17 protein-coding genes are annotated in these 17,885 nt (G+C 73.6%); 4 read left to right on the forward strand and 13 right to left on the reverse strand.

What is annotated here, in order from left to right; translation table 11 throughout:
• Window position 1 precedes the first annotated feature (1 nt).
• Together ACFV18_RS09195 and ACFV18_RS09200 are read left to right on the forward strand one after the other, a co-directional pair.
• Entirely contained in the window at window positions 2–958 is a 957-nt protein-coding gene (locus ACFV18_RS09195; protein ID WP_380480885.1) for a helix-turn-helix transcriptional regulator, read from the forward strand.
• 516 nt (window positions 959–1,474) lie between these two features.
• The gene (locus tag ACFV18_RS09200) at window positions 1,475–2,647 is read left to right on the forward strand and encodes a magnesium and cobalt transport protein CorA (RefSeq protein ID WP_380480887.1); all 1,173 of its coding nucleotides are present in this window, start codon (window positions 1,475–1,477) and stop codon (window positions 2,645–2,647) included.
• A gap of 30 nt (window positions 2,648–2,677) precedes the next feature.
• Here ACFV18_RS09200 and ACFV18_RS09205 read toward each other — a convergent pair whose 3' ends face one another.
• From ACFV18_RS09205 to ACFV18_RS09235, 7 genes are all read right to left on the reverse strand, one after another.
• On the reverse strand, window positions 2,678–3,442 hold the full coding sequence (locus ACFV18_RS09205) for a sporulation protein (RefSeq protein WP_380480889.1): 765 nt from the start codon (window positions 3,440–3,442) through the stop codon (window positions 2,678–2,680).
• Window positions 3,443–3,579: 137 nt separating this feature from the next.
• A complete protein-coding gene (locus ACFV18_RS09210; protein WP_380480891.1) occupies window positions 3,580–4,299 on the reverse strand; it encodes a sigma 54 modulation/S30EA ribosomal C-terminal domain-containing protein in 720 nt (239 codons plus the stop codon).
• 29 nt (window positions 4,300–4,328) lie between these two features.
• The gene (locus ACFV18_RS09215) at window positions 4,329–4,856 is read right to left on the reverse strand and encodes a hypothetical protein (RefSeq protein ID WP_380480893.1); all 528 of its coding nucleotides are present in this window, start codon (window positions 4,854–4,856) and stop codon (window positions 4,329–4,331) included.
• Between the two features lie 122 nt (window positions 4,857–4,978).
• Complete coding sequence (gene ctaD / locus ACFV18_RS09220; protein ID WP_380480895.1) at window positions 4,979–6,739, reverse strand: cytochrome c oxidase subunit I; 1,761 nt, start codon at window positions 6,737–6,739, stop codon at window positions 4,979–4,981.
• A 499-nt stretch (window positions 6,740–7,238) separates the two neighbouring features.
• Window positions 7,239–7,652 (reverse strand): hypothetical protein, encoded by a 414-nt coding sequence (locus ACFV18_RS09225; protein ID WP_380480897.1) that lies wholly within the window; start codon window positions 7,650–7,652, stop codon window positions 7,239–7,241.
• A 191-nt stretch (window positions 7,653–7,843) separates the two neighbouring features.
• A complete protein-coding gene (locus ACFV18_RS09230) occupies window positions 7,844–9,181 on the reverse strand; it encodes a globin domain-containing protein (protein WP_380480899.1) in 1,338 nt (445 codons plus the stop codon).
• Window positions 9,182–9,445: 264 nt separating this feature from the next.
• Complete coding sequence (locus tag ACFV18_RS09235; RefSeq protein WP_380480901.1) at window positions 9,446–9,889, reverse strand: DoxX family protein; 444 nt, start codon at window positions 9,887–9,889, stop codon at window positions 9,446–9,448.
• 251 nt (window positions 9,890–10,140) lie between these two features.
• Here ACFV18_RS09235 and ACFV18_RS09240 point away from each other — a divergent pair, with 251 nt between their 5' ends.
• Entirely contained in the window at window positions 10,141–10,503 is a 363-nt protein-coding gene (locus tag ACFV18_RS09240; protein WP_380480904.1) for a hypothetical protein, read from the forward strand.
• A 364-nt stretch (window positions 10,504–10,867) separates the two neighbouring features.
• On the opposite strand, the gene ACFV18_RS09245 is transcribed toward ACFV18_RS09240, so the two are convergent.
• The 5 genes from ACFV18_RS09245 to ACFV18_RS09265 form a co-directional block, all read right to left on the reverse strand.
• Window positions 10,868–12,088 (reverse strand): glycosyltransferase, encoded by a 1,221-nt coding sequence (locus ACFV18_RS09245; RefSeq protein ID WP_380480907.1) that lies wholly within the window; start codon window positions 12,086–12,088, stop codon window positions 10,868–10,870.
• Between the two features lie 7 nt (window positions 12,089–12,095).
• Entirely contained in the window at window positions 12,096–12,872 is a 777-nt protein-coding gene (locus ACFV18_RS09250) for a MerR family transcriptional regulator (protein WP_380480967.1), read from the reverse strand.
• A 209-nt stretch (window positions 12,873–13,081) separates the two neighbouring features.
• A complete protein-coding gene (locus ACFV18_RS09255; RefSeq protein WP_380480909.1) occupies window positions 13,082–14,248 on the reverse strand; it encodes a hypothetical protein in 1,167 nt (388 codons plus the stop codon).
• A 120-nt stretch (window positions 14,249–14,368) separates the two neighbouring features.
• Window positions 14,369–14,902, reverse strand: a complete 534-nt coding sequence (locus tag ACFV18_RS09260; protein ID WP_380480911.1) for an EF-hand domain-containing protein — start codon at window positions 14,900–14,902, stop codon at window positions 14,369–14,371.
• Window positions 14,903–15,037: 135 nt separating this feature from the next.
• Complete coding sequence (locus tag ACFV18_RS09265) at window positions 15,038–15,592, reverse strand: hypothetical protein (RefSeq protein WP_380480914.1); 555 nt, start codon at window positions 15,590–15,592, stop codon at window positions 15,038–15,040.
• Between the two features lie 334 nt (window positions 15,593–15,926).
• On the opposite strand from ACFV18_RS09265, the gene ACFV18_RS09270 reads away from it, so the two are divergent.
• On the forward strand, window positions 15,927–16,610 hold the full coding sequence (locus ACFV18_RS09270; protein WP_380480916.1) for a hypothetical protein: 684 nt from the start codon (window positions 15,927–15,929) through the stop codon (window positions 16,608–16,610).
• On the opposite strand, the gene ACFV18_RS09275 is transcribed toward ACFV18_RS09270, so the two are convergent.
• Entirely contained in the window at window positions 16,607–17,821 is a 1,215-nt protein-coding gene (locus tag ACFV18_RS09275; RefSeq protein ID WP_380480919.1) for an NAD(P) transhydrogenase subunit alpha, read from the reverse strand. The two genes, ACFV18_RS09270 and ACFV18_RS09275, sit on opposite strands and share 4 nt — an antisense overlap.
• Between the last annotated feature and the right edge of the window lie 64 nt (window positions 17,822–17,885).

The raw sequence follows: 17,885 nt of genomic DNA on the forward strand, positions 1-17,885 counted from the left end.
CGTGCTCACCACCTCCGCCCGGCTGCTGCGCCTGGTCTCCCTGCTGTCCACCCGGCCCTCGTGGACCTGCGGCGAACTGGCCGAGCGGCTGGCCGTCACCGACCGCACGGTGCGGCGGGACATCGCCCGGCTCCGGGACCTCGGCTACGGCGTCGAGTCCGACGCGGGCCCGTGGGGCGGCTACCGGCTGCGCGCCGGGGCACGGGTCCCGCCGCTGATCCTCGACGAGGAGGAGGCGCTCGCGGTGGCCGTCGGGCTGCGCGAGGCCGCGCTCAGCGGCGCACTCGGAGGCGATCAGGCCGCGCTGTCGGCGCTGCTGAAGCTGCGGCAGGTCCTGCCGCCGCGCATCGCGGACCGGCTGGGCGAACTGGACGCCGCCCTGGCGCACACCCCCAGGCCGGGCGAACCGCCGCTCGCGCCCGGCCGGTTGCTGGAGCTGGCCGCCGCGTGCCGGCGGGGCGAGCGCAGCCGCCTCTCGTACCGCGACCGGGACGGGAAGGCCACCGTCCGGGAGGTCGATCCGTACCGGCTGGTCAGCACCGGGCGCCGGTGGTACTTCGTCGCCCGGGACGTGGCGCGCGGCGAGTGGCGGACCTTCCGGGCCGACCGGGTCGGTCGGATCCGCCCCACCGGACACCCGGTGGAACTCGGCGACCCGCCCGACCCGGCGCTGCTGGTCGCCGACTCCCTCGGACGCGCCACCTACCCGCTCCACGTGACGATCCGGCTCCCGCTGCCGCTCGACCGGGCGCTGCGGCTGATCCCGCCCAGCGTCGGCACCCACCGTTCGGACGGCCCCGACGCCACCATCGCCGAGATCGGCGGCCCCGACGCGGACGGCCTCGCCAGGTACCTGCTCGGCCTCGCGACACCCCTGCGGGTGCTGGCACCGGAGGAGGTGCGGCAGGCGCTGCTGCGGCGCACCCAAGAACTCCTGGAGGACAACGCGCCGGGTTGATCCACGCCCGGCGCGAGCCGGCCCAGCCGCATCGCCGAGGACACCGCCGCGCTGAACGAGACCGTCCCCGCCGCGTTCCGGCACCCGACCTGCGCGCCGTCGGCCTGGTCGGCCCCGCCGCCCCGCTGCCCGCCGACGCCTGACGCTCTTCCGCACGGCCCGGACACGCGCCCGCGTGGCCGGGCCGCGGCGTGCCCGGCGGGGCCCGGGAGGCCGGGCGGGTGTCCCCCGGGGCCGGTGGGTGGGGGAGTGCGGGGCTAGACTGGCGGCGGTCGCGACGCCGGGGTGCGTCCGGAAGGTGAGGAGGTGAGAGCCGTGGAGTGCAGTAGTCCGGGCCGAAGTCGGCCCCGCTCCGGGAAGTTCTCACCCGTTCCCGGCCACCGGAACCCCCGCCCGCGCATCGCCCGCTGAACGCCCCGCGTTCCCCGGCCCTGCCGTGCGGACGGGCCACCCGGGGCCGGCCGTCCCCCGCCACCGTGCGGGCGTGACGGACCCAGACCCGTGGAGGTACCCGCCATGTCCGACTGGCGTGTGCGCGCCGTGCGCGCGAGCAAGCGACCCTTCAGCCGCAGCCCCCGGCTCGTCACCGACCACTCCGCGGCCCCCGAACACTCCATGGACCCGCGCTCCGACCAGAACGCCGACGACCAGGGGCCCGTCACGCTGGAACGCTCCGTCGTCGACGCCGCCGTCTACCGCGACGGCCGCCGGATAGAGACCCCCGGCAGCCTCGCCGAGATCTACCGCGAACTCCCCGGCAAGCCCGGCACCATGGCCTGGATCGGCCTCTTCCGCCCCGCCGAGTCCCAACTCCTGGAGGCCGCCGAGAAGTTCGACCTCCACGAACTCGCCATCGAGGACGCCATCGTCGCCCACCAGCGCCCCAAGCTGGAACGCTACGGCGACACCCTGTTCGTCGTGCTGCGCGCCGCCCGCTACCTCGACGACGTCGAGGAGGTCGACTTCGGCGAGATCCACCTCTTCGTCGGCCCCGACTTCGTCCTCACCGTCCGGCACTCCCAGTCGCCCGACCTCTCGATGATCCGCGGCCGCCTCGAAGCCGACCCCGAGCTGCTCGCCCTCGGCCCCGAAGCCGTCCTCTACGCCGTCCTGGACGCCGTCGTCGACGGCTACGCCCCCGTCATCGCGGGCCTCCAGCACGACATCGACGAGATCGAGACCGAGGTCTTCGGCGGCGACCCCCGGGTCTCCCGCCGCATCTACGAGCTCTCCCGCGAGGTCATCGAACTCCAGCGCGCCACCGGCCCCCTGCTGGAGATCATGCGCGCCCTCGAGGCCGGCTTCCAGAAGTACGGCACCGACGAGGAACTCCAGCGCTACCTCCGCGACGTCGCCGACCACGCCACCTACGCCGCCGAACGGGTCGACGGCTTCCGGCAGATGCTCCAGAACATCCTCACCGTCAACGCCACCCTGGTCTCCCAGCGCCAGAACGAGGAGATGAAGCAACTCGCCGAGGCCGGCCACGCCCAGAACGACGAGATCAAGAAGATCTCCTCCTGGGCCGCGATCCTGTTCGCCCCCACCCTCATCGGCACCGTCTACGGCATGAACTTCGACGAAATGCCGGAACTCCACTGGGCCTTCGGCTACCCCTTCGCGATCGGCCTGATGGGCCTGGTCTGCGGCAGCCTCTACCTCATCTTCAAGAAGCGCGACTGGCTGTAGCTCCGAAGGCCCGGGCCCGGGCGGCGGTTTCTAGTGGCCGAGGACGCCGCGGATCCAGCCGTCCACCGTGCCGGTCAGGTCGTGCTGACCCAAGGCGTGGTCCAGCCGGAACGTGCGCACCGAGTCGCCGCTGTGGAACATGCCGCGCTTGTCGAACTCCAGCACCACCTCGACCTGGTGGGGCGCGGTGACGAAGGACAGCTCGATCTCGTTGCACCGCCGGGCGAACTGCGGCGCCGCCTTGTACTCGATCTCCTGGTAGAACGGCAGCGTTTGGCCGGTGCCGTGGATCCGGCCAGCCTCCAGGTCGGCCCGGTGGAAGTGGAAGCCGAGCGCGGCCAGCGCCTCCAGCACCCGCTGCTGCACCGGCAGCGGCTCCACCGTGAGCGGGTCGCTGTCCCCCCGGTCCAGCTGACCGGCGATGTCCACATCGGTGCGGACACCGAGCGCCATGCCCGCCAGGTGGTGGCCCCCGACCGCCGTCAGCGGCGTCTCCCACGGCACCGGCAGCGCGAACGGGACGGCGCGCCGCTCCCCGGCGGCCAGCCGCAGCGGGCCGCAGACCTGCGCCCGGGTGAACTCCTGGACGGTGTGGCTCTCGCCGTCCTCGTGTTCGACCTCGACCCGGGCGACCAGCCCGAGCGTGATGCCGTTGATCTCGGCGTCGCGCTCGCCGCCGGCCAGGTTGACCTGGCCGTGCACGATGCCGCCGGGCTGGACGGACGGGGTGGACAGCACCGTGTCGACGGTGGGCCCGCCGACGCCCAGGGCACCGAGAAGTCGCTTGAACACCATCCGGGGGCACTCCTCACAGAGTCGGGTCTCGAACGGCAACCATCGTACTTTGCCTGCGCTTTGCCATCGCACGGACCGTCAGAGCTGCCAGCCCGGGCAGTACTGGACGTGGTGCGGGCCGGGGTCTCGGCCGGGTTTCAGGCCGGGACGACCAGTGCCAGGTCTCCGTCGAGGCGGCGGTAGAGGAGGCGGCCGCGGCGGGTGACGGGGTCGGTGAAGAAGAGGTAGGGGAGTTCGGCGGCGGTGAGGCGGGTGGCGGCCTGGCGGTCGCTCAGCTGCGGGGCCGGGTGGGGGCTGAGGGTGAGGGGGGTGGCGGGGCGCGCCGGGGGTGCGGCGGGGAGGGTGCGGGCCAGGCGGTAGCCGGTGGGGCCCACTCGGTGGACGACCGCGTCGGTCTCGGTGGCCGGGTCGGTGAACAGGTGGATGTCGTAGTCCATGGCGTCCAGGGTGCGGACCGCCGCGTCGGGCGAACACCACACCAGCGGCGCCGACTTGATCCGGACGATGTGCTCGGTGCCGGTCGCCGGAACACCGACCGCGCGGTCGCCCGCGGCGGGCCAGGGCCGCGGCCGCCAGCTGGCGGAGACGGTGCGGATGCGCTGGCGCAGCCCCTCGGCGAGCCGGTCGGCGGCCTCGCCGATGCCGCGCGCGGCCAGCTGGACCCGGACCCGGCGCCCGTCCACCTCGGCGTTGACCTGGGCGAGTACCCGCCCCGGTGCGCCGGTCAGGCGGATCCGGACGGCCTCGACCAGGGCGGAGGCGTCCTGCGCGACGGTGGCGACCCGGGCCCTGGCGAGAGCGGCCGCCTCGCCCGGCAGGCCGGCCGGGTGCAGGGTGATCGACTCGGCGACGTCCATGGCGATCCTTCCTTCGGGGGAGAAGGGGTTCAGTGCGGGCGGGTGCGGTTCAGGGCGACCAGCAGGATCAGCAGGCACAGTCCGACCGACCCGGCGACAGTGACCACGGCGGAACCGGCCGGCCCCGGGCGTCCCGCCAGCAGGGTCGCGGCGGCGGTCGCGGCGGCCACGGCGAGTCCGCCCGTGACCCAGCCGACGGTCGCGGCGGAGGGACGCACGCCGCGGACGGAGGGCAGGTCGTACGGCAGGGAGCCCCAGGCACGGTCCTGCTCGCGCCGGTCGGCGCGCCGCTCGGCTGCGGCGAGGACCCGCAGCGCCGCACCCGACAGGGCACCGGTGAGGGCCGCTCCGACCGGGATGTGCCAGCTGAGCGGGGTGGTGAGCAGGATCGCGGCCGCGGCCAGTCCGCACCACCAGAGCAGGCAGCCGGTGGCGGCCAGGCGGGCGGCGCGCGGGCGGTCCGCGCCGGCCCGCAGGTCGAGCAGCGCGGGCAGGTACCAGGCGCTGCCGGCGGCGGTGAGTGCGGCGGTGCCGAGGGCCAGGACGGGGTGGGCCATGGCGGGTCCTCCAGAGCTGAGGGGTGCCGTCCCCGCCCCGCCCGGACCGGGAGATACGGCGGGGCGGGGACGGCGGTCGTGGGTCCGTCAGCCCGGGGACGGGCCGGCGGCGGGCGGAACGGTCAGTCCTCGGAGGAGGACGTGGTGAGCCGCTTGCGTTCGCGCTCCGGCAGGTCGAACCGGGCCGGGGTGACGTCGCCGAGGTGCGGTGCCGGCTTGCCGTGGTTGTCGATGTAGTCGGCGGCGGCGATGTCCGGGTGGTGCAGGTCGAACGCCGGGGACTCCGAGCGGACCTTCGGCAGCTTGCTGAAGTTGTGCCGCGGCGGCGGGCAGGAGGTCGCCCACTCCAGCGAACGGCCCCAGCCCCACGGGTCGTCGGCCTCGACCTTGGGCGCGTACTTGGCGGTCTTCCAGACGTTGTAGAGGAACGGCAGGATCGACAGGCCGAGCAGGAACGAGCCGATGGTCGAGATCATGTTGAGGGTGGTGAAGCCGTCCGCGGCCAGGTAGTCGGCGTAGCGGCGCGGCATGCCCTGGGCGCCCAGCCAGTGCTGGACCAGGAAGGTGAGGTGGAAGCCGATGGTGAGCGTCCAGAAGGTGATCTTGCCGAGGCGCTCGTCCAGCATCTTGCCGGTGAACTTCGGCCACCAGAAGTGGAAGCCCGCGAACATCGCGTACACCACGGTGCCGAACAGCGTGTAGTGGAAGTGCGCGACCACGAAGTACGAGTCGGAGACGTGGAAGTCCAGCACCGGCGCGGCCAGCAGAACGCCCGTCAGACCGCCGAACATGAAGGTGACGAGGAAGCCCGTCGCCCACAGCATCGGTGTCTCGAAGGACAGTGAGCCCTTCCACATGGTGCCGACCCAGTTGAAGAACTTCACACCTGTCGGAACGGCGATCAGGAAGGTCATGAACGAGAAGAACGGCAGCAGCACTTGGCCGGTGACGTACATGTGGTGCGCCCACACCGTCACCGACAGGCCGGCGATCGCGATGGTGGCGGCGATCAGGCCCGAGTAACCGAACATCGGCTTACGGCTGAACACCGGGACGATCTCCGAGACGATGCCGAAGAACGGCAGCGCCAGGATGTACACCTCGGGGTGGCCGAAGAACCAGAACAGGTGCTGCCACAGCATCGGCCCGCCGTTCATCGGGTCGAAGACGTGGGACCCGAACTTGCGGTCCATCTCCAGGGCGAGCAGCGCGGCCGCCAGCACCGGGAAGACCATCAGCACGAGCAGCGAGGTCAGCAGCACGTTCCAGGCGAAGATCGACATCCGGAACATGGTCATGCCGGGCGCGCGCATGCAGATGATCGTGGTGATGAAGTTGACCGCGCCCAGCACGCTGCCGAAGCCGCTGAACGCCACGCCCATGATCCACATGTCGGCGCCGACGCCGGGGGAGTGGATGGCGTCGGACAGCGGCGCATAGGCGAACCAGCCGAAGTCGGCCGCGCCCTGCGGGGTGAGGAAGCCGGCCGCCGCGATCAGCGAGCCGAACATGAACATCCAGTACGACAGCATGTTCAGCCGCGGGAACGCCACGTCGGGCGCGCCGATCTGCAGCGGCATGATCCAGTTCGCGAAACCGGTGAACAGCGGCATCGCGAACAGCAGCAGCATGACCGAGCCGTGCATGGTGAACGCCTGGTTGAACTGCTCGTTGGAGAGGATCTGCGTCCCCGGGCGGGCCAGCTCCGCCCGCATCACCAACGCCAGCACGCCGCCGATCAGGAAGAACGCGAATGCGCTGACCAGATACATCGTGCCGATCGTCTTGTGATCGGTTGTGGTGAGCATCCGCACTATCGCGCTGCCCGGTGTGCGTCGTGGAGCGGCCTCGGCCGCCCCCCGACTCGCCTCGATGGCAGCCATCGGCCGCCCTCCTTCGTCCTTGCCGAACCTGGTGGCGCCACCGCCCGACGGGCCGTCACCCGCCATGACAGGAGACGGACGACGCGACGCCCGCGACCGGGCGGCGGCGCAATGCCGGACCACCCGGTCCGCGGGGTGCTTCCGGGGAGTGGAGCACCTTCGCCGAGCGGCGGCGATCCATGCTCGTTCGTGGACGGGTCGCGGTCCCAGGGCCGATGGTCCCGCCCCCGGCGGCCCGACGTCCCCGGTCCACGGGCCCCTCCGAGCCGAACGGCCCGGGGACGGCAGGGACTGACGGGCCACCAGGTCGCGGCGCCGGGAGAGCGCGAATGCGCGCCGTCCCTACGCTGAGGGGACGGGGCGTCGAGGGGTGCCGAGGGATGCCGAGAGGTGCCGAGCGGGGCGCCGGTGCTGCGGGGACGCGAACGGGCGTCGCAGGGACGCCCGTCGGGTGCGCAGGGGGAAGCGGACAGTTCGCCGCAGGTGGGTGGACGGGCCGTCAGGCCGCGACCGCATGGTGGTGCTGGTGGCGGGCGTCCGCGCCGTGCAGCGTGCGCAGGCCGGCCATCAGCAGGGCCGGGTCCTGGCGCAGCCACAGCCGGACCGCCGCGCCCAGCGCCGCGCACGGGGTGCCCGGGCGGACGCCGCTCAGGTCCGTCATCCGGTCGGCCAGCGCGGGCAGCAGCTCGGCCAGCTCCGGCGGCAGCCACACCGTCACCGCGCAGGGCGCGAACCGGCGCAGCTCGTCGGCGAGTTGGGGCGTGCCGCCGGTGAGCACGGCGGGCAGTACGTCCAGCAGGGCGTCCGCCACCACCTCGGACACATCGCCGCGGTGCCCGTGTGCCAGACGCCGCAGCAGCGTCCGGTCCGCGGTGGTGAGCCGGACAGCCAGCATGACCTCGTCGGTTTCCATCGCTCGGCCTCTCCGGGCACCCACGCCCAACCCGACCGGCCCGCCGAATGCGGGCCGGACACAGACAACGCTGACCTGTTGACCTGGGTGTCACTGTCCCCAAGTCGGAAACGGCGGCGGAAGGGCCGAACGGCCCCGTCCGCCGGGGCCTGATGGCGGCCCGGTGGCGCTGACCGGCCGCCTGCGGGCGGTCAGCGCGCGGCGGCGGCCACGCCGTCGTAGCGGATCCGGTCGTCCGGCACACCCGCGTCCAGCAGCAGCGAACGCGCCCCGGCGACCATCCTCGGCGGGCCGCTGAGCAGCGCCAGCCCCGGCACGCTCTGATGGCCGCGGAGCAGGGCCGCCAGTCCCTCCAGGTCCGGTCCGAGCACCGGCGTCAGCTCCAACCAGGAACGGTTGGCGGCGAGTTCGACCAGCGAAGGCCAGTCGTACAGCTCCTCGCGGCCGCGCGCCGCGACCACCAGCCGCACCCGGCGGCCACGCGCCCGGTGCGCCACCGCGAACTCCTCCGCCAGCGCCTTCATCGGCGCCAGCCCCGTCCCGCCGCCCACCAGCAGCACATCGCGGTGCACGTCCGCCCCGTCGGCGTCCAGCGAGAGCGAACCGCGCGGCGGCCCCACCCGGACCTGGTCGCCGACACCCGTGCCCTCCACCAGCGCCGCGCTCAGCCCGCCCGGCGAGGTCCGGCGGACGTGGAACTCCAGCACCCGGTCCTCGCGCGGCGCGCACGCCACCGAGTACGGCCGCCAACTGTGCGGCAGCAACGGCGACTCCAGCGCCGCGTACTGCCCCGCCCGGTACGGGTACGGCTCGCCGGTGCGCACCCGCAGCACCGCCAGGTCCGGACGCCGCCGCTCGTGCCCGACCACCTCGCCGTGCCAGAACGGCGGCTCGGTGGCCGCACCCTCCGCGCCCGCGACCATCGCCGCCACCGCGAACCGCAGCATCCGCGTCCAGGCCGCCTCGACCTGCGCGGTCCAGGCGTTCCCGCCGCGCACCCGCAGCGCGGTGGTCAGCGCCTCCTCGAACGCCTCGTAGTGCGCCGGCCACACCCCGAGCTTGCGGTGGTCCGCGCCCAACGCCCGCAGCCTGGCGTCGAGTTCGACCGGGCGGTCGAGGTGGTCGATCAGGTGCTGGAACATGTGCCCCAGGTGCTGGCGCTGGAACTCCATCGACTCCGGGAACAACCGCCGCAGGAACGGCCGCCGGACGAACATCGCGTCGTACAGCACCTCGATCAGCGCGTCGAACGGCAGCAGCGGGGCGAGGTGGCGCACGATCAGGTCCCGGTCCCCGGGCTCCGGAAGCTCCACCGCCGGCCCCTGCGGGGTTGACCGGCCGGTTGGGGCGAGGATGCTGCGGCGCAATCGCATCGCGTGGTGGCGGGCGAGCAGGCGATCGTACTCCGGGCTGAATCCGGCCTCGTCGTGGACGCCGGCGGTGGTGAGGGCGGTGGCGCGGGTGGCGGTGTGGGCGTGGGTGGGGGTGGGGGTGGCGGTGCGCGGAGCTCCGCTGCTGATGTACTCCATGAACGTCAGGTTAACCATCGGCGTAGACGAGTTGATCATGGACTGTTCGGCCGCTCGAAGGAGGGACGTTCGGCCCTTGACCTGCGGGAATGCCGACTGTTCTGGCCTGTCGGTGGCGTGCGGGCGGCCGGGCGGTGGCGTGCGGGCGGCCCGGCGGGCGGCCCGGGGATGGCGTGCGGACGGCCGGGGGGCGTGCGGAGGGCCCGCCAGCGGCCTCGGAGGGAGGCTTCCGGCGGGCCCGGTGCGAGGGGGTGCGGCGGGTTGTCAGGCGGTGGCGGTGGCGGCGGCCGAGGTCCGGGGGTTGCGGCGGAGCAGCGTGCCGAGGGCCAGGCCGCCCGGTCCGACGGCGGCGATCAGCAGGAACGCCCAGCAGAACATGGCGGCCGACTCGCCGCCGTTCTGGATCGGCCACAGGGCGTGCTCCTGGTGCACGCTGAAGTACGCGTACGCCATCGAACCCGAGCACACCAGCGCCGCCGGGCGCACCGCGACGCCCGCCAACACCACGACACCGCCCACGAGTTGGATCAGCGCGGCCCACCAGCCCGGCCACTCCCCGACCTGTGGGGCCTTGCCGTGCGGGCCGCCGAGCACCCCGAACAGCGTGGCTGCGCCGTGGCAGGCGAACAGGAGCGAGACGGCGATCCGGGCCAGGCCGAGCACCGTGGGACGGGCGCGTTCGGCGAGCCGCGACAGCTCTTCGAGCATGTGAACTCCTCGTATGGGGGACGAGACGGTTGACGACCGGCTGCTGGGAGCCCACCGGAGAGGGGATCGGGGTCCGGACCCGCTCCCGTTTTGACGAAGCGCCGACAATTCTGACGGTGGGTCAGTGCGGCGGCCAAGCGCCTCAACCTCTGAGATTCCTATGAGTGCGGGCGCTCCGCCGGTGCGGGTGCTCCGTGCCGCACGGGGGGGAAGGCGGGTGGCCGCGGCAGGTGTGTCCTAGTCTGGGCAGCATGTCGAACCCCGATGGGCTGCTCGTCGAGATCGCCGCAATGGTCGAGTCCGAGCACAGCAACCAGATGTCCCTCACGGTGGTCGTCCCCGGCGCCGTGATCACCGGCAGGCTGGCCCCGGTGGCCCTGTGGTGGGAACGCGTGGCCGACGTCCTCCAGGCCTCCGACCACCTGAAGCCCTTCGCCGCCCTCTTCGCCCCACCCGCCGAAGGCCCCCCGGCCCGCCCCACCCACCTCCACCTGCACCGGGCGAGGATCCTCCAGGGCAACTTCGGCCTCCCGCACACCGGTGGCATGTACCGCATCGCCATCGGCGACATCAGCGCCTGGTCGGTCGGCGACCTCAGCTACTCGGACGCCTGACAACCCGGGCCCGGTCCGCCGGAGGCTGCTGGTGGCGGCCCCCGGCGGGGTCGGCGTTCTCCGGCGGACGGGCTGCGGTCGATCAGTGGCCCAGCAGGCGGCGTACCCGACCGGCCGGACGCCGCCGTCCCCGAAGGGTGCCCGGCGAGCACCTGCTTCCGGCCGGTGCCCGGCCTGGTGGCGTCGTGTCGGGCGTCGCCCCATCGATGGCGTGCTCGAACTCCTACCGCCTCCGGCATGCTGGGAGGAGATGCCGACCCGCAACTCGCCGCCCCCTGCCTGGGACCTGCGTCCTGCGGTGCCCGCCCGGCGCGGCGGGCGAGCCCGCGAGCGGGGTCGGCCCCGCCGCCCCCTCCTGGCGTGCTCAGACGCCGATGCCCCGGGCCAGTTGGGCTACCAGGTCCGCCACGCGGCCCGCGCCGTCCTCCTTCGCCATCCGCGCGGCAGCCGCTGCCGCGTGCTCCCGGTGGGACGGTTCGGCGCAGGCCCGCCGGATCGCGGCCGCGAGGCGTTCCGCGGTGAGGCCGTCGAACGGGATCGGCGCCACTGCCGCGCCGATCGCCGTCAACCGGCGGGCCCAGAACGGCTGATCCGCCGTCACCGGGACGGGAACCGACGGCGCACCGGCGCGGAGCGTCGCCGCTGCCGTGCCCGCCCCCGCGTGGTGGACCACGGCCGCCATGCGCGGAAACAGCGCGGCGTGGTCGAGCTGCCCCACCGTCAGCACGTCGTCCGCGTCCGCCGTCAGCCCGGCCCAGCCCGCCTGGAGCACCCCCCGCTGCCCCGCCGCTCGCAGTGCCTCCACCGCGAGCCGGCCCAGTCGTTCGCCCTGGCCCGCGCCCATGCTGCCGAACCCGATGAACACCGGCGCCGGGCCGGCCGCGAGGAACTCCTCCACCTCGTCCGGGAGTTGACCCGTGTCGGCCGGCCACCAGTTGCCCACCACTTCCAGCCCGGGCCGCCAGTCCGCCGGGCGGCGCACCAGCGCGGTGCTGAACCCGTGCAGCGCCGGCCACTGTTCGCGCACCAGTCTGCGCCGCATGGCCGGTCCGGACAGCGGTGGCAGGCCGAGCCGGGCCCGCAGCTCCGTCACCGCGTCCCGGTGCAGCCGGTCCACCACCCCCAGCGCGGCCCGCCCCGCCGCCCGGTTCCCCCACCGGCCGAGCGACCTGGCACCCCCCACCACCGGCCCGAACTCCCCCGTGGGCTCGACCGGTTGGAGATACACCCCCGCACTCGCCGCACCCAGGGCCTCCGCCACGTGCCACCCCAACGGCGCCGTCGAGGTGGACAGCAGCAGCACGTCCGCCCCCGGCTCGGCCACCTCCGCGATCCCCCGCCCGAGCTCCCCGACGAACTCCTTCGCCCGGCGGAGCAGCGCACCCTTCCCCTTCACCCCCTCCCCGCCCGCCCGCGGATCCCCCGGCAGCGGCCGGAACTCCAGCCCGCACCGCTCCACCATCCCGGCGTAGCTCCGGTGCGTCGCCAGCGCGACCTCGTGCCCGGCCTCCGCCAGCCGGACGCCGAGCCCCGTGTACGGCGCGACGTCCCCGTGCGAACCCGCCGCCGTGACCAGAATGCGCATCTCTTCCTCAACCCTCCATGATGCGACGGGCGTTGGCCTCGATCGCGGCGTGCAGGAACCGGGCCAGCCCGGGCAACTGCTCGGACGGCGGGACGAGCATCGCGAACGCCCGCGGATCGGTCAGATAGTCGCCCGCGATCACCCGGTGCGACTCCGGCGGACACGGCGTGAACCACCGCTCCACATGCGCCCGGTGCTGCTCCGCGAGATCCATCGCCCGCTCACCGTCGGCGGCCTGGCCGTCCTCGAACGCGACGATCAACTCCCGTCGCCACGCAGCCGATTCGGCCATCAGCTGCCGCCAGTCCTCCTTGCTGTGCCGGGCCGCCCGCTCCATCGACTCCCGCTGCCGCGCACTGTCCGCCCACTTCAGCTGGGCGTCCGTCGCGTAGCTCAGGTCCCAGCGGACCTCACCGAAGATGTCGAACCGCTCCTCCGGCGAGAGCCGCACGCCCGTCCGCTCCATCTCGATGGCCTGCTCGGCGACCTCCACCATCCGCTGCAACTTGCCGATCTGCTCGTTGAGTTGACGGTGCCGCTCGCGCAAGTGGCTGAGCGCGGTGGCCTGCGGATCGGTCAGGATGCTGCGGATCTCCTCCACCGGAAAGTCGAGTTCCCGGTAGAACAGGATCTGCTGAAGCCGCGCCAAATCCCGGTCGTTGTACAGCCGGTACCCCGCCGCACTCCGCTCACTCGGCGAGAGCAACCCCTCCCGGTCGTAATAGTGCAACGTCCGCACCGTCACCCCCGCGAACCCCGCCACCTGCCCCACCGAATACGTCACACCCTGCTCAGCCACACCCGTTCTCCTTCCGAACGCCCCCATGCTGAACCCTGACGCCAGGAGAGGGTCAACCCGGGCCCGCGGGTGAGGACACTGCCGGTCGTGGGAACGGAGGGGCGGGCACGGGTCGCCCGGGTGGTGACGGGGTGGGGGAACCCCCCGTGATCGCCGGTGCCTGTGCCCGCCTTGGGGTCGAGCGGTGGCGAGGCCTACACGAACGTCATGTTGGCGCCGGTGGTGACGTTCGGGCCGGCCGTGACCCAGGGGTCGGGGGAGGGGCCGCGGTTGGGGCCGAAGTGGACGGGGAGGGGGCCGTTGGTGCCGCAGGCGGGGTAGCCGTCGATGTCGGAGATGGCGACGGAGCTGCCGGGGGTGGAGAAGCCGGAGGTGCTGATGGGTTGGGTGCTCTGCCACAGGCCGGTGGTGGAGAGGTGGGCGAGGGTGATGGTGCCGTCGGTGGCGACGTAGCCAACTGCGGTGCCGGCGGCGTTCTTTGCGGCGGAGAGGGTGGCGCCGTCCGGGACGCTGCCGGTCGGGGCGGTGGTGTTGGGCTGTGGGAGGCCGATGGGGCCGGCGCCGGCGCCGATGGTTGCGCGGTTGAGGCGTCCGTCGCGGCCGGCGAAGAACACGGTGAAGGTGCTGGCGGTGGTACCGGGGGTCACGGCGATGCCGGCGCCCGGCTTGGCGCTGCCGGTGGGGGCGATGATGTAGGTGAAGAGGCCGCCGGTGGTCGGGGAGGTCCAGCCGACGGTCACGGCGCCGGTGTCGTCGACGGTGAAGATGCCGGGGCGGCCGGAGACCAGGACGACGGCGGCCTCCGAGGAGGGCGGGTAGGCGGCGGGGGCCGGGAGTTGGCGCCAGTCCACGCTCATCGAGAGGCAGGCGTCGCCGAGGCGCGAGGCCACCGCTGTCGGTGCCGCCGCCGGGCCCGTCCAGGTGCTGGTGACCAGGGCCAGTTGGGAGCCGGACCAGGTGGCGGTGATGCGTCCACCGGGCTGGGCGTTGGCGGGGCCGGTGAGTGCGATCGGTGCGCTGGTCGGGTTGTCCCCGCAGTACTCGTACAGTGCGCCGTTCGTCGCGACGACGTAGACGGCGGGCCGGTGGCCTGGTACCCGGACCGCCGCCACCCGCGCGCCGGGCGGGGCGAGTGCGGCGGGGCCTTGCCGGGTGGCGGTGGTCCAGGTGCCAGTGGTGTCCGCGTAGCGGTAGCTCCACAGGCCGCCGTCGCGGCCGATGTAGTACGCGTCCGCCTCTCCGGTGGCGGCGGCCGCGTGCGGCACAGGCCCGGCCAGCAGTGCGGCGGCGGCGAGTATCAGCAGGCTCAGCAGCGACCGCAGACGCGGTGCCGTCGGTCTGCGCGCTTCGATGTTCGACATGCCCTCTGCCTCTCCAACTCGGCGGTGAGGAAGGCAGTTTGACAGTCCGTCAGGAAAGCTTCCAGGGGGCGGGAGTGGCGGCGCAGGTTCTGTCGCGGACGACGCGGGGAGGGTGGGCGGTCAGTACAGTGCCTCGCCCATCGGGGATCCGTCGCCGGTGACGTACGCGCGGATCGATGCCAGGTACTCGTCGCGGCCGACCCGGCCGTCCGCGTCGGTGTCCAGGGCGTCGAACGCGGCCTCGGCGTTGTCGGCCCGGTTGCCGAGGGCCTGGCGCAGTGCCGTGAACTCGGAGCGTTGCACGGCACCGTCCTGGTCCGCGTCGGCGAGGTCGAACAGGGCCGCCAAGGCGTGGCGGCAGACGTGGTCGAACTTGTCCGCATCCACCCAGGCGTCGTACTCCTCGAAGGTCATGACGCCGTCGCCGTTGGCGTCCATCGCGGCCCAGGCCCGTTCGCCCGCCGCGTGGGCGGCGAGGACCAGGGGATCGTCCTGCGCCCGGCCGGTGGCCTGCCGGGCCCGTTCGATCCGGACGAAGTAGTCGTGCCGGGAGGCGGTTCCGTCGCCGTCCGTGTCGAGCATCGCGTAGACGCGGGCCTTGGGGCTGATGAGTCCGGCCGGGGCGGCCTGCGACAGGGGAGGGGAGGGAAACATGTCGGGTCTTCCTTCGCGTGCGGGCGGCGGGCGGGCGCGGGCTGCGTGCGGGCGCGGGCTGCGTGCGGGCGCGAGCTGTGTACGGGCGCGGGCAGCGGCCGGTGGGGGGGCGTTCAGGAGTCGTGCAGGACCGTTTCAGTGGGTGAGACGGAGCACGAGGGTCGAGTCGAGGGCGGTTTCGCCGGCGGGGGTGCCGCAGCCGGCGCCGTAACTGGTGCCCACGGCCTTGATGGTGTCGTTCGCGAAGGCCGCGCTGTCGTCGGTGACTGCGCCGCTGACGACGAGGGAGGCGGTGCCGTTCACCTTCATGACGTCCGTCCTGTCGAACCTGAACGTGGACGTGGTCTTGTCGCTCCAGTGGATGGTGGTGGTGGAGGTGTCTCCGTGTTCGTCGCCGGTGCACTCCGTGGACGGCATGGTGACGACTCGCTCGAAGGCGCCGGAGGCCAGGGGCGCGCCCGCGGAATCCACGCACGTCACGGTTCCGGTCATCGTCAGGGTGTCGGGGATCGGGGTGTCGGTGCCGCCGGCATCGACAGCGGTGGTGAAGACCCCGTGGGCGTGGAGGACGCAGGTGGCATCGGTCGTGGGCGTGGCGGAGTAGGCGCGGGCGGAGGTGTCGACGATCAGCGGCAGGGTGGCGAGCAGTGGGGCGGAGGCCAGCAGGGTGCCACGGAAGGCGGTCTTCATGGGGGGAGGTCTCCCGTTGTCCGGTGCGTGTGGTGACGGGTGCGCAGGGACAACGACTTTCGGGATCACCGGTTGCGGGCACTCCGCCGTACGGGGGTGGGCATTGGGCCGAATGGCGGTCACCCGGCAGGGTGAGGCGCCGGGCCCTGCAGGGTGGTTGGAGGGGTCGGCGGGCCAGGAGGCTTTCGCGTGGAGTGGCCTGCCGGGCGTGGAGCGTGACGGTCGTACGTCGCAGGTGTCGGGCGGTGGTCGCCGAGAGGAGACTGTCGGGGAGGGGTTGCGCGACGTGGCCGAGCGGGCGGCCCGGTGTTCCGAGCGAGACGGGAGCCGACCGATGTCGGATACCGGTGAGGGTGAACTGCGGGATCTGGTAGGCGAGTTGGCCGCTCTGGTCCGGCTCGCCGAGCAGGCGCTGGACGGCGCGAGCGCGGCGCTGACGGCCGAGGTCGGCGCAGCGGGCGGGGTGGTCGCGGCGGGCGGGGTGGTGCGGTCGGAGAAGGCGTTGGCCGAACTGCGCGGGCGGATCGAGGAGGCCGCGGATGCCGTGCCTGCGGGGTTGCGGGCCGTGGTGGTCGGCGTCCAGGTGGGCCGCGAGGTGGAGTGGCTGGGGGTGCTCGCCCAGCGGCTGCTGGAGCTGGCCTGGGCGCGGCAGGGCCGCGAGCCGTTTCCGGAGCGGCTGCTCACGCCCCTGCGCGGAATCGCCGAGGCGGCCGTCGGCCTGGTCGGCCGGGCGGCCGACGTCCTGGAGCAGCCCACGCCGGAGGGCGTCGCGGACCTCCTGTCGGAGGTGCCCGGGACGGCCCGGCGGCAGCGCCTGTTGTACGAGAGGCTGCTCACGGTGGAGGCTCCGCTCGACGCAGGCACCGCCGCGGACCTGGTACTGCTGTCCGGTGACTACCGGCAGTGCGCGGAGCACGCCGGTGCGATCGGGCGGTACGCCCTCCTGCTCGCCGGCCCTTTGTCGCGGCACCGCGACCAGCGACGGGACCAACGAGACCGGGACCACGGCCGGAGCTAAGGCGGAGGCGGGCCGGCAGCAGCCATCGCGTTGGTGAGCAGGCGCCGTGTGGCGGCGTGCCGGACGGCCCCGTGGTGCGTCACCACCATGGCGTCCTGCACCGGATCGGTCGGATCGACGTGGAGCCCGCCGGGGCGGGTCAGATGGGTCAGCAGCGCGAGCATGTTGTGCGCGTACACCTGCGAGGCCGTCGTGGGGACTTGCGCGGCGAGCTCGCCGGCGCCGATCACGATCACCCCGTCGCCGACCAGTGTCGTGGCGTCCGGCCGGGCGCACTGGAGGTTGCCGCGCGCCCAGCCGTCGGCCGGGGCGGGCCCGTGTGCGGGGCCGGCCGCCAGGTCGACCAGGACCGAGCCGGGGCGCATCGCCGCCACCGCCTCGGTGCGCAGCAGCGTCGGCGGGTCCTCGCCGGGCAGGGCGAGTGCGGTCACCACCAGGTCGTAGTGGGGCACGGCCGCCGCGAGAACCTCGCTCAGCACGGAGCGGCGGTGCGCCAGCCGCTCGCTCAGCTCCAGGTCACCGGCCACCGGGTCGAGTCCGGGCAGGGCCAGCAGCTCGGCACCGAGCGCGACGGCCTGCGCCCGCTCGTGGCGGCGCAGTTCGACGACCTGGACGCGGGCGCCGAGGCGGCGGGCGGTGTCGACAGCCTGGAGCCCCTCGGGCCCGGCGCCCACCACCAGCGCCCGGACCGGATCGAACGCCGCGCCCTCCGTGCCCCACGGCGGCAGGCACCGGCCCATTCGTCCGGCCGCGAGCAGCACCGCCCGGTAGCCGGCGATCCGCGCCTGGGACGCCATGGCGTCCATCGGGCGGGCCGCGGGCAGCCGGGGGTCCGCCAGGTCGAGGCCGATCGCGGTGACCCCGCGGTCGGCCCACTGCCCCACCAGCTGGGGGATCGCGGTGGGGCGCAGCAGGGCGATCAGCAGGTGCCCGGGACGCAGGTCGGGCAGTCGGTCGAGGCCCGGCGGATGCACCCCCAGGAGCACGTCGGCACGGTGCAACAGCTCGGCGTGTCCGGCGACTTCGGCTCCGGCCGCGAGGAACGCCTCGTCGTGCAGCCAGGCCTGGGCGCCGGCGCCGGGCTCGATCAGGACCGTCAGCCCGAGGCGTCCGACGGCGGGAACCACTTCGGGCACCAGGGCCACCCGTCGTTCGCCCGGCACGGTCTCCCGGAAAACGCCGACAACGGTCCGGGTCGCTCCGGTCTCCATGTGCGTCTCACCGCCCTCCGGGACTGGCCGTATGTCCAGTATGTCCTTGTTTGCGACCCCGGCT

The sequence above is a fragment of the Kitasatospora sp. NPDC059673 genome (genome assembly GCF_042734215.1).
In the GTDB taxonomy this organism is placed as follows: Bacteria; Actinomycetota; Actinomycetes; order Streptomycetales; family Streptomycetaceae; genus Kitasatospora.

What these genes read in the sequence shown, in the direction of transcription:
- ACFV18_RS09275 (WP_380480919.1), bottom strand. Translation starts at nt 17,821, where the DNA reads ATGGAGACCGGAGCGACCCGGACCGTTGTCGGCGTTTTCCGGGAGACC.
- ACFV18_RS09260 (WP_380480911.1), bottom strand. Translation starts at nt 14,902, where the DNA reads ATGTTTCCCTCCCCTCCCCTGTCGCAGGCCGCCCCGGCCGGACTCATC.
- ACFV18_RS09200 (WP_380480887.1), top strand. Translation starts at nt 1,475, where the DNA reads ATGTCCGACTGGCGTGTGCGCGCCGTGCGCGCGAGCAAGCGACCCTTC.
- ACFV18_RS09215 (WP_380480893.1), bottom strand. Translation starts at nt 4,856, where the DNA reads ATGGCCCACCCCGTCCTGGCCCTCGGCACCGCCGCACTCACCGCCGCC.
- ACFV18_RS09235 (WP_380480901.1), bottom strand. Translation starts at nt 9,889, where the DNA reads ATGCTCGAAGAGCTGTCGCGGCTCGCCGAACGCGCCCGTCCCACGGTG.
- ACFV18_RS09230 (WP_380480899.1), bottom strand. Translation starts at nt 9,181, where the DNA reads ATGGAGTACATCAGCAGCGGAGCTCCGCGCACCGCCACCCCCACCCCC.
- ACFV18_RS09265 (WP_380480914.1), bottom strand. Translation starts at nt 15,592, where the DNA reads ATGAAGACCGCCTTCCGTGGCACCCTGCTGGCCTCCGCCCCACTGCTC.
- ACFV18_RS09245 (WP_380480907.1), bottom strand. Translation starts at nt 12,088, where the DNA reads ATGCGCATTCTGGTCACGGCGGCGGGTTCGCACGGGGACGTCGCGCCG.
- ACFV18_RS09270 (WP_380480916.1), top strand. Translation starts at nt 15,927, where the DNA reads ATGTCGGATACCGGTGAGGGTGAACTGCGGGATCTGGTAGGCGAGTTG.
- ACFV18_RS09240 (WP_380480904.1), top strand. Translation starts at nt 10,141, where the DNA reads ATGTCGAACCCCGATGGGCTGCTCGTCGAGATCGCCGCAATGGTCGAG.
- ACFV18_RS09255 (WP_380480909.1), bottom strand. Translation starts at nt 14,248, where the DNA reads ATGTCGAACATCGAAGCGCGCAGACCGACGGCACCGCGTCTGCGGTCG.
- ACFV18_RS09225 (WP_380480897.1), bottom strand. Translation starts at nt 7,652, where the DNA reads ATGGAAACCGACGAGGTCATGCTGGCTGTCCGGCTCACCACCGCGGAC.
- ctaD (WP_380480895.1), bottom strand. Translation starts at nt 6,739, where the DNA reads ATGGCTGCCATCGAGGCGAGTCGGGGGGCGGCCGAGGCCGCTCCACGA.
- ACFV18_RS09210 (WP_380480891.1), bottom strand. Translation starts at nt 4,299, where the DNA reads ATGGACGTCGCCGAGTCGATCACCCTGCACCCGGCCGGCCTGCCGGGC.
- ACFV18_RS09205 (WP_380480889.1), bottom strand. Translation starts at nt 3,442, where the DNA reads ATGGTGTTCAAGCGACTTCTCGGTGCCCTGGGCGTCGGCGGGCCCACC.